We start from the raw sequence: 15548 nt of genomic DNA, 5'->3' as shown, positions 1-15548 counted from the left end.
AATGATAATATGTGGAAACAATATTTCAAACAAGCCATTCAGTCCATCCGGGAAAACCCGCTGGTAAGTACGATTTCTATAGCGGGAACCGCCCTTGCGATTGCAATGATAATGGTAGTAGTACTGCTCTTTCAGATTAAGAATGCCAATTACGAGCCGGAGACCAAGCGCGACCGGATGTTGTATGTTCAAGGGACGCGTGTATCTTCCATTTCTGGGAATAGCCATAATAATGGCTCCATGTCTTCGGAAGTAGTAAAAGAATGTTTCTACAACTTGAAAACACCGGAGGCAGTTACAGCCTCTCATACACGGGATCGTTCGGTATCCTTACCGGACAAACGTCTTTACAACAGGTATACTATCAGATATACCGATCCGGGATTCTGGAACGTCTTTGAATTCCGCTTTCTCAACGGGTATCCTTTCAGTCAGGAAGACTTTACCTCCGGATTATGCAAAGCCGTCGTTACCGAACGATTCGCCCGGGAAATTTTCGGCACGAAAGAAGCCTTGGGAAAAACCTTCGTTGTTGATTTTATCCCGTATACGATTACCGGCATCGTACGTCCGGTGAGCTTGGCCGCCAGGGATGCTTACGGAGATATCTGGGTGCCTTATACTTCCAACACGACGCTTACCAAACCTCTGCCGATTCTGGGAAATATGGCCGGTCCGTTTACCGTATCTATTCTCGCGAAAAACAAACGGGATTTTGATATAATTAAGGAAGAGTTGAAGAAACGGACGGAAATGTATAATGCGGGGAAAAAGGATTATAATGTCAATTTTATGGAAAATCCGATTACCAAATTCGATATCGCCATCGGTTCCACGGGATTTCAAAAAAAATCAGTAAAAAGCTATTTGATTTCCACCGGTTCACTACTACTTTTTCTCCTCCTCCTTCCGGCACTGAATCTGACCGGTGTCGTCCAATCCTCCGTTCAGAAACGAAGGGAAGAAATCGGTACGAGAAAAGCATTCGGCGCCAACCAAGGGCAATTGGTCCGGCAGATATTATATGAGAATCTGATATTGACACTGATTGGAGCGCTGTTCGGCTTACTCTTGTCCTTCGCCTTCTTGTTTATTTTCAAAAGCTTTTTGTTGAATAAAGAGACCTCGCTGACTTGGGATATGTTGTTTAAGCCGGAACTGTTTGCGACGGCTTTGCTGTTTACCATTTTGTTGAATTTTTTCAGCGCCGGGATTCCGGCCTGGCGGATTGCACGGCAATCGATTGTAGAGTCCTTGAACGGCCAGGAAAAATAAAACGAGTAAAAGAAGAATAGTTATGATTCGACATTTATTAAAAATCATTTGGGCCCAGCGAAAGACTAACGGCTGGATATTCGCAGAGTTAGCCATAGTAGTCGGTGCCGTTTGGTATATGATAGACAATCTTTATGTAGACACTTATACATACTACTCCCCGATGGGATTGGATATCGATAACGTTTGGCAATTCAAGCTGGACAACCTCAGCGAATCGGCACCCGGATATGTACCGGAAGAGCAGCGAACAACCGACGAAGCGGCCGATTTGCACCAATTGGAAGAACATATTCGCCGCCATCCGAAAGTAGAATCCCTTTGTGTGGCTTATTATTCCGCTCCCTATTCCTGGGGAAACTCCTGGAGGGGCATCCAGCCTATAGATGGAGATACGACCCTTTCTTCCAAACAATCGTTTCAGATGCGCCGCGTCACGCCGGACTATTTTACCGTATTCCGTATTAAAGATACGGAGGGAAAGCCAATCACTCCCCAAGTTACCGGCGTACACCAGCCTTTAGTCATTTCAGCGGAGATGGAGCGTGTCTTTTTTCCCGGACAGAAGGCTAAAGGGAAAAAGGTTACTTTTGGCGAGGAACAGGAATATCCGATTACTGCCGTTTGTGCTTCGGTACGTTCCAATGAATTTGAAAAACCCGAACCTTTCTTCTACCAATGTCTGGAGGGAGCGGGATATAACGAATGTGTCCTTTCCATGGGCGCCGCCAGCGCAGAACTCTGTGTGCGGATGCAAGAAAAACTGTCGATTCCTGAGATGAACAAATTGCTGGAAGAGATGGGGGAAAGCCTTACCGTTAATAATCTGTACGTGTATAGCGCCCGCCCTATCACAGAACAGCGGGGGGAAGCCTTAAAAGCAAAACAGGATGAAATGAAGATACAGACCTCCATGATGGCATTCGTTTTACTGAACGTATTGTTCGGAATCATCGGAACCTTCTGGCTGCGGACACAGTCGCGCCGTGGGGAAATCGGGCTCCGCATCGCCTTGGGAGCCGACAAACCATTGCTGAAAAGGTATTTGTATATCGAAGGGCTTTGCCTGCTGGCTCTGACTCTTCCGTTGACAATCTTCTTTGCGGTCAACTCTATCTATTTCGATTTGCTGGATTCCAATCGGTTACCGCTTTCCATCGGCCGCTTTCTACTTACTTTCGGCGGAACTTATCTGCTGATAGGCGGAATGATTTTGGCCGGCATTTCCTTGCCCGCACGGAAAGCGACGCAAATGGAACCGGCCGAGGCTTTGCACTATGAATAAATCAATAATTAATAACTATATAATCATGATTAAATTAACGGGTATTAATAAAGTGTATCGTACGAAGGAGATCGAAACACAGGCTTTGGAGAATGTAAATCTGGAAGTAAGAAAGGGTGAGTTCCTTTCCATCATGGGGCCTTCAGGTTGTGGCAAATCAACGTTGCTGAACATTATCGGATTGCTTGACAATCCGACCTCCGGTACAATTGAAATTAATGAGACACATACCGAAAAGATGAATGACAAAGAACTGGCCGCCTTTAGAAACCACAATCTCGGCTTTGTATTCCAAAGTTTCCATCTAATCAACTCACTGAATGTAATCGATAATGTGGAGCTTCCGCTGTTGTATCGTAAAACTTCCGCCGGCGAACGCCGCAAGGCTGCGGAAGCGGTATTGGAAAAGGTCGGGCTGAGTCATCGGATGCGCCATTTTCCGACGCAGCTCTCCGGCGGACAGTGCCAACGGGTTGCCATCGCCCGCGCTATTATCGGCAATCCTGAAATTATTCTCGCCGATGAACCGACCGGTAACCTGGACAGTAAGATGGGAGAGGAAGTCCTTGAGATCCTTCATACCCTCAACAAAGAAGGCCGTACAATCGTCATGGTGACCCACAACGAATCGCAGGCCAAAGAAACAAGCCGTACTATCCGCTTCTTCGACGGCCGACAGGTACAATAAAAAGAAAATGTAAAAAAGGAAGATGCGATGTTAAAACAATATCTAAAACAGGCTTGGCAATTAATAAAGCAGAACCGCTTCTATACGGCTGTTTACATTATCGGAACCGGACTTGCCATCGCCATGGTCATGGTGATGGCTATTGTCTACCATATCCGAACGGCCAACATCGCCCCGGAAGTCAACCGCGACCGGATGCTGATCGTCTCAAGAGCGACTGCGTCGAAAAAAGGGACAGAATATAACAGTAACTGGGGACTATCTTATGAAACATTAAAGGCATGTTATTATACCCTTGAAACTCCGGAAATGATTGCTGCAGCAGTAGACGGGGACAATTTAATATTTGGAGTAGGAGATTTTTATACCTGCCTACCGGGAGGCAAGGATCTATACAAAAGTTTTATCCAATGTACGGATGCCAACTTCTGGAAAATCTTTCGCTATGATTTTATCCAGGGGAAACCTTATACGGAAGAAGATTTCCAGAGCGGAATGCGCCAAGCGGTACTCTCCGAATCGCTTGCCCGCCGTCTGTTTCACTCGTCTGAGGCGGTAGGACGTTCCTTTATGTTGAACGATGTAGAATACCGGGTGTCGGGAGTCGTAAAAGACGTCTCTCCAGTGATGCCTCATTCCTATGCAGAACTATGGGTACCCTTCACTTCCATTTCCTCCGTAGCAGACTATGCGGGCGAAGAAAATATCGTCGGTATGTTTACCGCTTACCTGCTTTACAATAAACCGGAAGATATTCCTTTGATCGAGAGGGAAATCGAACAAAAGCGGATAGCATACAATCTCGGAAAAAAGGAATGGGAATATAGAACGGAATGGAAATATAAAACAGACAAGTATAGTACTATACTTACTTACAAACGATGGGTGTTCCGTCAATTGGATTTCAACACTGATTTCCATCGTTTGATCATACGCTACGGATTGATAGCTTTTATGTTCCTATTGATTCCCGACGTTAATCTATCGGGACTTACCTCTTCAAGGATGCAGGAACAAATAGGTGAATTAGGGATAAGAAAAGCATTCGGAGCGACACGTTCGACTTTGATGGGACAAGTCCTGACGGAAAACTTCCTGCTCACATTCTTCGGTGGGATAGCAGGTCTGCTCTTTTCTTATTTAATCGTATGGAGGGTGAAAGACACTCTATTAAGTCGGCCTTACAGTGTGATCGATTCAGGGATGGATGTCTCCGGGGGTATGTTGCTAAACCTACCGGTTTTCTTCTATGCTTTGGGATTCTGTTTTGTACTGAATTTCATTTCTTCCTATATCCCGGTCCGACACGCTGCAAGCCGGCCGATTGTCGATTCCATTCATGATAAATAAAGACAACTATGATGATAAAACATGCTCTCAAATTGATATGGACACAGCGGAAGAAAAACGGATGGATTTTACTGGAATTATTCCTTGTCTTTATCCTACTTTGGTATATTGTAGATTTCTTCGTTGTTTTAGCAGGAAATTCTTTAACTCCCCAAGGGACGGATATCCGTAATACTTATCTGGTTACATATAATATGAAAAGAGTGGACAATCCCGGTTATATCTCTTATGGCGAAGGGAGCGAAGAGCCGGGAAAGAACTTTTTGAGAATGGTCAGCCGCATCCGCCAACATCCGGATGTCGAAGCAGTCAGTATAGGAAAAAATGATTATCCTTATTGTCCATCCAGCCACTATTGGCCTTTCCAGAGGGACTCCTTCAAAACCGGATGCCAGGTATTAACCATTACTCCCGAGTATTTCCATGTATTTAAGGTGCGGCCGGAGAACGGAGGCAGTCCGGAAGAATTAAGAAAAAAGCCTTTTGAAAATAAGGATGAGGTCATCCTGACCAAAGAAGTAGAACGCAAATTATTTCCCCAAGGCTCTGCCATAGGCAGGTACATTATGGATAATGATAGTAGTCGCTACCGGGTAGTCGCCGTCACAACGGATATTAAACCACATGACTATACCCGCTCTCATACTTTTCTATATAAGCCGGTAGATATGGCCAATCTTCTGAAACAAGACGACTCCGGTCTATGGTACAGCATGGATATTTGTATCCGAACGAAGGCCGGTGTTTCCGCACGGGACTTTCCCGAACGTTTCAAGAAGGAAATGAAAGAATCCTTAGCTATCGGGAACTTCTTCCTGACCGATGTCATTCCTCTTTCCAAAATACGGGAATTTTATCTTAAATCGTATGGTATTATCAGTTCCCTGCAATATCACATCGGATTTGCCTGTTTCTTTCTCATCAATATTTTCCTCGGTGTTTTGGGAACCTTTTGGCTCCGCGTAGAAAGGCGGCGTTCGGAGATCGGTTTGCGGATGGCCGTCGGCTCCTCACGGAAAAGCGTTTTGGCATTGATGCAAACGGAAGGATTTTGCCTGTTGCTTTTGGCAAGCATTCCCGCCTTGATCGTCTGTATCAATCTGGCAGCCATGGATATCATGCCAACGGATGACATGGATTTCACCTCCCTGCGATTCTTGACGGATACATTACTCACCTATCTCCTGTTGGGCGTTGTCATTCTATTCTCCACCTGGTACCCAGCCCACCGTTCGGCCAAAACCGAACCGGCCGAGGCTTTGCATTACGAATAATAAAAAGATAAAACAATGTATAAACAGTACTTTAAACAAGCGGTTCAATTGCTGAAAGAAAAACCTTTTTTTAGTGTGATCTCTGTCTTGGGAACCGCACTGGCGATTACCTTGATTATGGTGGTGGTGTTGGTCTATCAGGTACAGAACAGCAACTATGAACCGGAAGTAAATCGCGGCCGGATGCTCTTCGTGAATACGCTTCTTTTGGAACGTTCAAATGGTTCCAGTTATTCTTGCTTATGGGCTCCGAGATTGGCAAAAGAATGTTTCTTCCCATTGAAAACACCGGAAGCCGTGACACTTATTTCTACCTATAAACAGATATTGGCAACGAATACGGATCAGACCAAGCGATTCAAATGTGATCAGGTACAGACAGACGAGGCATTCTGGAAAGCCTTTCGTTTCCGTTTTTTAGCCGGGAAACCTTTTACCCAAAGCGATGTAACCGGTAATATCAAGCAGGCCGTACTTGCGGAAACAACGGCACGTACGCTCTTTTCTTCTGCAAAAGAAGCCATTGGCCAAACGGTTGTACTCGCCCGCAAACCTTATACCGTCTGCGGTGTTGTCCGTGACGTCTCTCCGATAGCCCAAAACGCATATGCACAAGTATGGATCCCTTGTCCGGCATCAGCGCTGACAGAGGTGATCAACGAAGAAACGATGCAGGGTTTATCCGGCGCTTATCACGTGATGATTTTAGCCCGGTCTTCATCGGACTTCCCGACGATACGTACGGAGATCAACCGGCAGATCCAACGGGAGAACGCCGGGCTCCGGACATGGAAAATCAATCTACTCGGCCAACCGGATACCCAATTTACCCAAAGGTTGCGCATTTGGTCAAACATAGCCCTGGATGTTACCAAAGCAATCCGTCCCTATCTCATCGCCTTGCTCATTATTTTACTTGTACCGGCGATCAATCTGAGCGGATTGACTTCTTCCGGCATGCAGGCGCGGATGAGTGAGCTGGGGATTCGTAAAGCATTCGGCGCTACCCGGGGGATGTTGTTCCGCCAAGTGATTACGGAAAACCTGGTTCTGACACTCTTGGGAGGTATAACCGGATTAGGACTTTCCTATCTTGCGATCTACTATTTAAAGAACTGGCTCTTTAATTCATACGACTTGGCCTATACCAACAGTGCGCTTTCCCTGGAAAGCGGCATGCTGATCCAACCGCTGACTTTTTTCTATGCATTGCTGCTTTGTCTTCTGCTAAATCTATTGAGCGCCGGGATACCGGCTTGGTGGGCTTCCCGCCAATCGATTGTAAACTCCTTAAATGAAAAGTAAAATGATCAGACATCTTATAAAAATCATCTGGAACCAGCGGAAAAAAAACGGTTGGATTGCAGCCGAACTCTTGCTGGTCTTTGTCGTACTGTGGTTTCTGACCGACTTGCTATTTGTAACAGGCACCGTTTACTTTTCTCCTCAAGGATATTCAATAGATCATGTTTATCTGGTAAACATCGGAATGGAAGAGAATGAAAATGGCACCGGACCGGATACAACCGGAAATAAATTATCCGTAGGGGAAAGCACTTTGCTCCTTTTTGACCGTATCAAAACATGCCCCGGCGTAGAAGCGGTTTGTGCCGGAGAAGCCGCAATGCCTTATGACGGAAATAATAGGTATAACTCTTTATTCATAATATCCGACACCATCCAGAGCAAAAACTTTAAATCGGTAACCGTCACTCCGGAATACATGGATATTTTTGGTTTTAAACCGGGTAAGGAAGAGAAAAAGAGTTGGGACGAGATGCTTGCCGGAGGGCAGGTCATCCTATCGGGTGATTTATTCACAGAGATCAAGGAATTAGGAGGCAGCCGCAACAAACCCCTGTATAGAAGTTCTGAAGGAGGTGCTGAAAATGAGATCCGGGTGGGCGGCGTGACGGAACCTTTTCGTGGAACCCGCTTTAATAAAAAAGCACTCTGGATGTTTTCCGAACTTACGAGAGACGATATCATCCAGGCGAATAATCCTTATTATACCTCTATTAAGATAGCGATCCGCGTAAAACCGGAAGCCGACCGCGATTTCGAGTCGTTTTTCATTAAAAACATGGAGAAGCAGCTTTCCGTCGGGCCGTTCTATCTGATTGATCTCACTTCTTTCAAAGATAAACGGGATGCCTACGAACTTCTGACCGGAGAGAAAAGAGAAACACAAAATGCCATTGCCATTACCGTCTTTCTTTTCTTCAACATCTTTCTGGGTATCTTCGGGACATTTTGGTTTCGCACCGAACGGAGAAAAGAAGAGATGGGACTTCGTATTGCGGTCGGTTCCACTCCCGGAGGGTTAAAACGGTTGATGACAGGCGAAGGGCTTGTTTTATTGACACTCGTTGCGATCCCGGGGATCATCCTATGCCTGAACCTGCAATTACTTGAAGTCACGAATGGTTATTATATGGATTATACTGCCAGCCGATTCCTGATTGGTATAGCCTTGACCTATTTGCTCATCGCCGGAATGATCGTGCTCGGCATTTGGTATCCGGCTCATCAGACGATGAAAATGAAGCCCGCCGAGGCTTTGCATTACGAATAAATACTTTTTTCAAATACACACATGAATGCAACCGGCGAAGCAGTGATGCCTCGCCGGTTTTCTTTTCCCGACGGCTTCAGGAAAGAATGATTGTAAAAAGAAAGAATATTGTAACTTTGTCCGCAACGAACCTACGGACGCAAACGATATGCAAAAAGAACCTTTCTCCATCAAGAAACGACTGGCCAGCTTCCGGTATGCATTTAACGGAATCTCGTTGTTGATACGCAACGAACATAACGCCTGGATACACTGTGCCATTGCCGCAGGTGTCCTGCTGGCCGGCGTCTGGCTGGAGATTTCCGTTGTCGAATGGATTATCGTAGTCATACTGATTGGCGCCGTACTGGCGGCGGAAGCCATCAACACGGCCATCGAGGCATTGGCCGACAAAATTTCCCCCGGAGAGGATCCGCTTATCAAAAAAGCCAAAGACTTGGCTGCCGCGGCCGTTTTGCTGATGGCTATCGCCTCTGTTGTAATCGGATTAATTATTTTCATTCCCAAGATAATCGCTCTTTTATGAAACGACTTCTCTGTCTAATCCTTTGCCTGTTCAGTTTCTATGGGCAAACCCAAGAGATAGAAATCAGCGGCAGCCGGAAAACGGTACGCACTTCCGGAGACATTACGGCAGCTCTGATACCGGCAGCCTGCCTTGTTACGACACTCGCATTGGAGGATTATGAAGGTTTGAAACAAGGAGCCATCGCAGGCGTAACGACCCTCGGATTATCTTATGCCTTAAAGTATCTGGTAAAAAAGGAGCGACCGGATCATAGCGACCGGCATTCCTTTCCTTCTTCCCATAGCTCGGTGTCTTTTGCCGGCGCCACATTTTTGCAGCGGCGTTATGGATGGCAATGGGGCGTCCCGGCTTATGTCGTAGCCTCTTATACCGCCTGGAGCCGTGTATATGGAAAAAAACACGACGTATGGGACGTTGGCGCCGGAGCGCTTCTCGGCGTCGGTTGCGCCTATTTATTCACGACTCCCTACCTGAAAAACAGAAACTTGTCCCTCGCTCCCGTTTTCTCCGACAACTATGCGGGAATCGATATGGTGATGCGATTTTAATCCATCCCCTTTCAACAGAAAAAGCATTTCAACGCTAATCCCTGTTATAATCCTATTAATAAAATATTTACAAGGAGTCGGCATAAATTTATTTTTGACTATAGCAACACAACAGGTTTATTGTGATATGAATATAGATTTGAAATATGATAGCTATCTGTCAAAATAGTTTCGGATATGTTAAATATATCTTAAATGATGCGCGAATTGACTTAATTTATTTTTTATTTTGTTACGTTTACTAAATATGTCTCACCTAAATTTTGTAATTATGAAGCGTTATTTATCTTTATTGTTCCTTATTCTGCTGACAGGAGTGCTGTATGCTCAAGAAAACACCTCAAAGCATGAACTATTTGTTGGTTATGGTTTTGCACCGATAACATCTATTCCCGAGCCGGACCTTCCGATTGATGTAATGGTAAATGCCCCATATTCCACTAAGAACAAAAGATTCTCCGGCACAATCAATATAGGTTATCTGTTTCATGTTTCCGATCCTTTGGCGATAGGACTTTCATACTCTTACAGTACAGTGAAACGGGATGTTGTTTTGGGGTCGTCTATACCATTGGCTGAAATAAAGAACACATGCCATACTGTGATGGTTACCGGTAAGTATTCCTGGCTTCGTCTGCAGCGATTTTCTTTTTATTCACGCGTAGGTGTCGGAATCATGTCGGTGGAGAAAGGAAAGATGGATCTTTTTAAAGTTGCTCCTGAGTATATGGATTTATCCTCCGTTACTATGGAAAGCGATAAGTGCATCGCTTGGCAAGTAATGCCGATAGGCATAGAATGGAATTTTGTGAAACATTTGGCTCTCTTTACCGAAATTGGCGCGGGTAGTGCAGGTTGTGGTATAGCAGGCGTGAAGATACTGTTTTAAAAAAGAAATAAAGAGCAAGAACTGACTCTAAATAGCGATGAAACCGGGAATTTTAGCCGCATGGCTGTTTTTCTTGTGCAGTTTGTGGATCAGTGCACAAACAGTTACCGTCAGCGGATATGTGAAAGATGCAGCATCCGGTGCAGTTTTGCAGGGTTCCAACATCCATTCTAAATCCGGCAGATATGGGCAAACGACGGATGAAACAGGATTCTTTAGTTTTCGTTTTCCGGTACATAAGGCGGAGGGTTTGGAATCCGTTTCGGCAGAAACGATTGTCCCCAATGCTCAACGATTGGAAATACTGGGCTATGAGAAATATTATAAAAAAGGGTATGTAAGTGAAGGTTCTCTGTCTGATATGTCGCAAGACACTGTAGCGTAGCGTACATCACACTCCGCCTGACGGATCCGGGCGATGAACGTAATTACTATCGTTTAAAGGTGAGAAGCATTGCACACGATAAAAGGGCGGGTAGTTCCGAGACAATATTGCAATATAGTGATATTTATACTTCGTCCGATGTCATTTTTATGGACGAACAGTTGACACAGAGCTATGGTGGATGGGCTGCTCACTTTTCCAATATATTTGATGACCATTTGTTTGACGACAAAGAATATACTTTTTCGGTAGAGACTCATTTAAGGTATGGAGAGTGCCCTCATGAAGTCATTGGATTACAGCCCATTAAACGCGATCTGTGCTATTATCTCAAGTCCATGATGGTTTATCGGATAACAGATCAAGATGCTTATACAGAAGCCATACAGATATATTGTAATATAAATAATGGTTGGGGCATATTGGGTGGATTGAGTACGGAGAAACATATAGTATATTTTTGAGATATCCCTACCTTTATTTTTTCTTTTATGATTATCCGCATAATCTCCTATTGAAGTCTGAATCCATGAACAAAAAGTCGGTGAGAAGGTTTTTATTTTATCACATTATTATAATCCTAAAAATGACGCTTAAAGATTTACATAATAACATTTCACTCTTTGAGGATACAATTCCGATGCCGGTCATGTTCATCGGACACGGATCACCGATGAACGCAATCGAAGACAATGAATTTTCGAGGGAATGGAGTTCCATAGGACGTTCTTTACCAACCCCGCAGGCCATTGTTTGCATTTCGGCCCATTGGGAAACAAAAGGGACTTCCGTGACAACCAGTAAACATCCACAGACCATACACGATTTTTACGGCTTTCCCCGTGAGTTGTATAAAGAAGAGTATCCGGCGCCAGGCTCTCCCGAATTAGCGAAAGCTGTGATTAAAAATATACAGGATATTCCTATAAGCGAAGATAACAAATGGGGACTCGATCATGGGGCCTGGAGCATTTTGAAATATACTCATCCGAAAGCGGATATCCCGGTTATTCAGATAAGTCTCGATCACAACAAAGACGCAGAATGGCATTACCAATTAGGCCGGGAATTGGCTTTCCTCCGTACCAAAGGCGTGTTGGTCGTCGGTAGCGGGAACACAGTACATAATTTGCGAATGATGCGTGTCGCGGGAGATGATTTCAATGCCGAATACGGATACGATTGGGCATTTGAAATAAACGATATTATAAAAAGGAAAATTAAAGATGGAGATTCCAAATCGCTTATCGACTATCCGTCTTTGCATAAAGACGCCAGACTGGCGGTACCGACTCCGGAACATTATATTCCGATGTTATATGCCTTAGCCATGAAAAAACCGGACGAAGAAATAAAAATATTCAATGATAAAGTGATTGCCGGGTCATTAAATATGACCTCTTTCATAATTGGAGGCTAACAACCTGTTTAAATTTTACCGAATCACAAAACAAGCGAACTGATAACAAATGTCTATGATATAGATAAGAAACTTCTATGATGTAAATATTGTTTTATATATAACCCCTCGGATTTATTAATTCAGTCATATCCAAAAAGATTGGATTGAATCCAACGAAAAACAGGCAAAGGTTTACGATAAGATATAAAATCGCAAATTAATTTGAGGAATAATAAAACAAAAAATTATGTCAAGTATTAAAACAATTAATCCTACGACCAATCAGGTTGAAAAGGAATACGCTGAGATGAGCGATCAACAAATAGATGCTATACTTGCCGATGCCGACAAAGCATTTAAAACATGGAAGAAAACACCGTTTCCCAAAAGAGCCGAGCTGCTGCATAACGTTGCCCGGATATTGCGGGAACGTAAAGAGGAATTAGGGAAATTATGTTCTATTGAAATGGGAAAACTCCTTCGCGAAGGCATTGGAGAGGTCGAACTGTCAGCCGATATTTTCGATTATTATGCAGACAACGGGGAAAGGTTCTTGAAAGATGAGCCGCTCGACACTCCTCAAGGAAAAGCTTTTCTTAGCTACGAACCGATCGGCGTACTGTTAAGCGTACAACCGTGGAACTTTCCTTTTTATCAAATCACCCGTTCAGCTGCGCCTAATATCATGGCGGGCAATACCGTGGTACTGAAACATGCATCAAATGTACCGCAAGCAGCTGAGTTAATGGAGAAAATATTCACCGAAGCCGGAGCGCCGAAAGGAGTTTATACAAACTTGTTCGTACCCGGATCGAAAGTATCCGGATTGGTTGCCGATCCCCGGATAAAAGGCGCTTCACTGACAGGTAGCGAACCTGCCGGATCAAGTTTCGCTTCTATGGCCGGAAAATATTTGAAGAAATCGACGCTTGAACTTGGCGGTAGTGATCCTTTTGTTGTACTCGAGGATGCAGACATAGACAAAGCGGTGGAAACGGCTGCATTCGGAAGGCTTTGGAATGCCGGACAAGTATGTGTCTCTCCGAAACGTATTATTGTTTTAGAGTCGGTAGCCGATTCATTTATTGAAAAGGCAAAAGCAATCTATGATAAGGTGGTAGTCGGGGATCCGCTCGATCCGAAAACCCAACTGGCTCCGTTAAGTAGCGAAAAAGCATTACAAGACGTCATTAAACAAGTGGAAACGGCCGTACGACAAGGAGCTAAACTGATAAGGGGCGGAAAGCGTATCGATCGTCCGGGAGCATTTATGGAACCCACGATCCTGACCGGAATAAAAAAGGGCATGTCAGCCTATTCGGAAGAAATATTCGGCCCCGTACTTGCTATCTATGCCGTTAAAGACGTGGATGAAGCGGTGGAAGTGGCTAACGATACCGATTTCGGACTGGGAGGCACGGTGTTTGGTACGAATACAGACAAAGCGGTGGAAGTGGCCCGTCGCATTGATACCGGTATGGTATATATCAATCATGTTACCGGCATTGCTCCCGAATTACCTTTCGGAGGAACGAAAAGGTCCGGATATGGGCGCGAACAATCACCTGCCGGAATATATGAATTTGTGAATGCAAAACTGATCCGTGTAACTACGCCGGATGCGGCATACTAAATCCATCCTATAAAAGGTTAAGCCACATCGGAAAACCTCCGGTGTGGCTTATTTTTCATAGTCCCCTCCAAAGAAGAGAACCCTGATTATTATAATTTATAAAATTCTTCCCAACCCTTACGCGGTGGTATACCCGTCAACATGGCGTTGGCAAAAGGATTGTTGGTTATCTGCTTCGTTTTCGTATCGAACAATAATTTTGTATTTAATCGTTGCGCCATCACTCCCAAAGAGAATACCTGGCTCAACGGGCCATGAATTCCAAATGGAGAACGGGTCTTTTCCTCTCCTTTGCATCCCAACAAGAAGTTAGCATAGTGATTGGAAGGACTTTCCGGTACCGGAGGCAATTTCGATTTCATCTCTTTAGCCTTTTCTTCGGGGATAATAGACAGAGTACTTCCGTGCGACCCTCCCTTAAAGGTCAGGTTTTTCGAATAAATGATCTTTCCCGGATTCAATTTGGTCGGCTGGATTTTACCTCCGGCTACTGTCGGTATATTCGGATCCAGATCCGACGTTCCGTATCCGGCCGGGACCGGAGGCACATTGTCTACTCCGTCGTACCAGGTAATATCTAAGGCCGGCATGGACTTCCGGGCGGCAAATTTAAAATCGATCGTGGACGACATCGGGAAGAAATAATCATTATGCCCTTTCAACATCACCGGGTTGACCTCGTAAGGTAATCCCAGTTCCAAAAATTCATGAATGGTATCCAGGATATGCGCTCCCCAGTCGCCCAAGGCTCCCATACCGAAATCATACCAGCAACGCCAGTTCCCGTAATGATATTTCTCATTGTATTCATGATACTGGGCAGCCATTGTCCAGACATCCCAATCCAATGTTTCCGGAATAGGCTGCGCTTCGGGATACTTATATATATTGGTATCCCAACCATGCCAGCGGCGTGCCGAATTCATGTGGGCCGTCACAGCTGTTACATCCTTAATGATTCCGGCTTCTTTCCACGCTTTGAATTGAAAATAATTTGCTTCCGAATGGCCCTGGTTTCCTACCTGGGTAACCACCTTCGGATGTCTTTTCGCTGCATCCATCAGCAGTTCGGCTTCGAGGAACGTACGTCCCATCGGCTTCTCAACATAAACATGCTTGCCCAGGGAAATGGCCAGCATGGCAATCGGGAAATGGGCAAAATCGGGCACGCCTACGGAAACGGCATCGATCTCGTTCCCTATCTTATCAAACATTTCACGGAAGTCCTTGAATCGTTTGGCATTGGGAAACTTCGCCATATTTTCCTGGGTATGCTTCGCCCCCATATCCACATCGCAAAGAGCAACGATATTAGCTAAGCCGGTCTTGGCGAATTCATTCAGGATCTCACCTCCCCGGTTGCCGATCCCGATACAAGCCAGGTTGACTTTACCGTTTGCCCCTTTGACGCGTTGATAACTGGCTGCACTCAATTGATCGGCAGCGCTTAAGTTTAAACCACCTACTGCCAACCCGGCCGAAGCCATCGTCGCAGTCTTTAAAAAATTTCGTCTTGTTACCATGGTAGTAATTGTGTATTAGATTGAATACGAATCTTCACTCTATTTTTTTTGCATGAATAGAACTTACTCTTTTTCATTCGACAAATTAAATCAATATATTTCACAATGGCAACATGTGTGCGTACACAATTCGCGCTCGAAAGGTGAAAAGATGTTATAGTTTGGCAAGTTTCTGTTTGAAAACGGAAGCCT

The 15548-nt window shown here is 44.8% G+C and carries 15 protein-coding genes; 14 read left to right on the top strand and 1 reads right to left on the bottom strand.

Annotation, left to right across the window (positions count from 1 at the left end):
• The first annotated feature begins 9 nt into the window (after positions 1-9).
• The 14 genes from BQ8014_RS05410 (at position 10) to BQ8014_RS05345 (ending at position 13833) form a co-directional block, all read left to right on the top strand.
• Positions 10-1275 carry an ABC transporter permease gene (locus BQ8014_RS05410; protein ID WP_080903476.1) on the top strand — a complete coding sequence of 422 codons (1266 nt, stop codon included), beginning with the start codon at positions 10-12 and terminating at the stop codon, positions 1273-1275.
• A 22-nt stretch (positions 1276-1297) separates the two neighbouring features.
• Positions 1298-2560, top strand: coding sequence for an ADOP family protein (locus BQ8014_RS05405; protein ID WP_080903475.1), 1263 nt, complete (start codon positions 1298-1300; stop codon positions 2558-2560).
• Positions 2561-2585: 25 nt separating this feature from the next.
• Entirely contained in the window at positions 2586-3248 is a 663-nt protein-coding gene (locus BQ8014_RS05400; RefSeq protein ID WP_080905832.1) for an ABC transporter ATP-binding protein, read from the top strand.
• A gap of 27 nt (positions 3249-3275) precedes the next feature.
• Entirely contained in the window at positions 3276-4598 is a 1323-nt protein-coding gene (locus tag BQ8014_RS05395; protein ID WP_080903474.1) for an ABC transporter permease, read from the top strand.
• 8 nt (positions 4599-4606) lie between these two features.
• Positions 4607-5872 carry an ABC transporter permease gene (locus tag BQ8014_RS05390; protein ID WP_080903473.1) on the top strand — a complete coding sequence of 422 codons (1266 nt, stop codon included), beginning with the start codon at positions 4607-4609 and terminating at the stop codon, positions 5870-5872.
• A 15-nt stretch (positions 5873-5887) separates the two neighbouring features.
• Positions 5888-7177, top strand: a complete 1290-nt coding sequence (locus tag BQ8014_RS05385) for an ABC transporter permease (protein WP_080903472.1) — start codon at positions 5888-5890, stop codon at positions 7175-7177.
• Between the two features lies 1 nt (position 7178).
• Entirely contained in the window at positions 7179-8447 is a 1269-nt protein-coding gene (locus BQ8014_RS05380; protein WP_080905831.1) for an ABC transporter permease, read from the top strand.
• A 148-nt stretch (positions 8448-8595) separates the two neighbouring features.
• Entirely contained in the window at positions 8596-8973 is a 378-nt protein-coding gene (locus BQ8014_RS05375) for a diacylglycerol kinase family protein (protein ID WP_080903471.1), read from the top strand.
• Entirely contained in the window at positions 8970-9524 is a 555-nt protein-coding gene (locus BQ8014_RS05370; RefSeq protein WP_080903470.1) for a phosphatase PAP2 family protein, read from the top strand. The genes BQ8014_RS05375 and BQ8014_RS05370 overlap by 4 nt, the downstream gene beginning before the upstream one ends.
• Positions 9525-9795: 271 nt before the next feature.
• Positions 9796-10413 (top strand): outer membrane beta-barrel protein, encoded by a 618-nt coding sequence (locus tag BQ8014_RS05365; protein WP_080903469.1) that lies wholly within the window; start codon positions 9796-9798, stop codon positions 10411-10413.
• A gap of 37 nt (positions 10414-10450) precedes the next feature.
• Entirely contained in the window at positions 10451-10798 is a 348-nt protein-coding gene (locus BQ8014_RS05360) for a peptidase associated/transthyretin-like domain-containing protein (protein ID WP_080903468.1), read from the top strand.
• A 5-nt stretch (positions 10799-10803) separates the two neighbouring features.
• On the top strand, positions 10804-11262 hold the full coding sequence (locus BQ8014_RS05355; protein WP_080903467.1) for a DUF4249 family protein: 459 nt from the start codon (positions 10804-10806) through the stop codon (positions 11260-11262).
• A gap of 122 nt (positions 11263-11384) precedes the next feature.
• Positions 11385-12218 carry a 4,5-DOPA-extradiol-dioxygenase gene (ygiD, locus tag BQ8014_RS05350; RefSeq protein ID WP_080903466.1) on the top strand — a complete coding sequence of 278 codons (834 nt, stop codon included), beginning with the start codon at positions 11385-11387 and terminating at the stop codon, positions 12216-12218.
• A 229-nt stretch (positions 12219-12447) separates the two neighbouring features.
• The gene (locus BQ8014_RS05345; RefSeq protein ID WP_080903465.1) at positions 12448-13833 is read left to right on the top strand and encodes an NAD-dependent succinate-semialdehyde dehydrogenase; all 1386 of its coding nucleotides are present in this window, start codon (positions 12448-12450) and stop codon (positions 13831-13833) included.
• Between the two features lie 89 nt (positions 13834-13922).
• Here the strand turns inward: BQ8014_RS05345 and BQ8014_RS05340 are convergent, their stop codons facing one another.
• Positions 13923-15356, bottom strand: a complete 1434-nt coding sequence (locus BQ8014_RS05340) for a Gfo/Idh/MocA family oxidoreductase (RefSeq protein ID WP_080903464.1) — start codon at positions 15354-15356, stop codon at positions 13923-13925.
• Between the last annotated feature and the right edge of the window lie 192 nt (positions 15357-15548).

Origin of the sequence: Parabacteroides sp. Marseille-P3160, assembly GCF_900162725.1 — a bacterium.
In the GTDB taxonomy this organism is placed as follows: domain Bacteria; phylum Bacteroidota; class Bacteroidia; order Bacteroidales; family Tannerellaceae; genus Marseille-P3160.
Note: the sequence above shows the minus strand (reverse complement) of the source record. Positions and strands in the feature narration are given on the sequence as shown.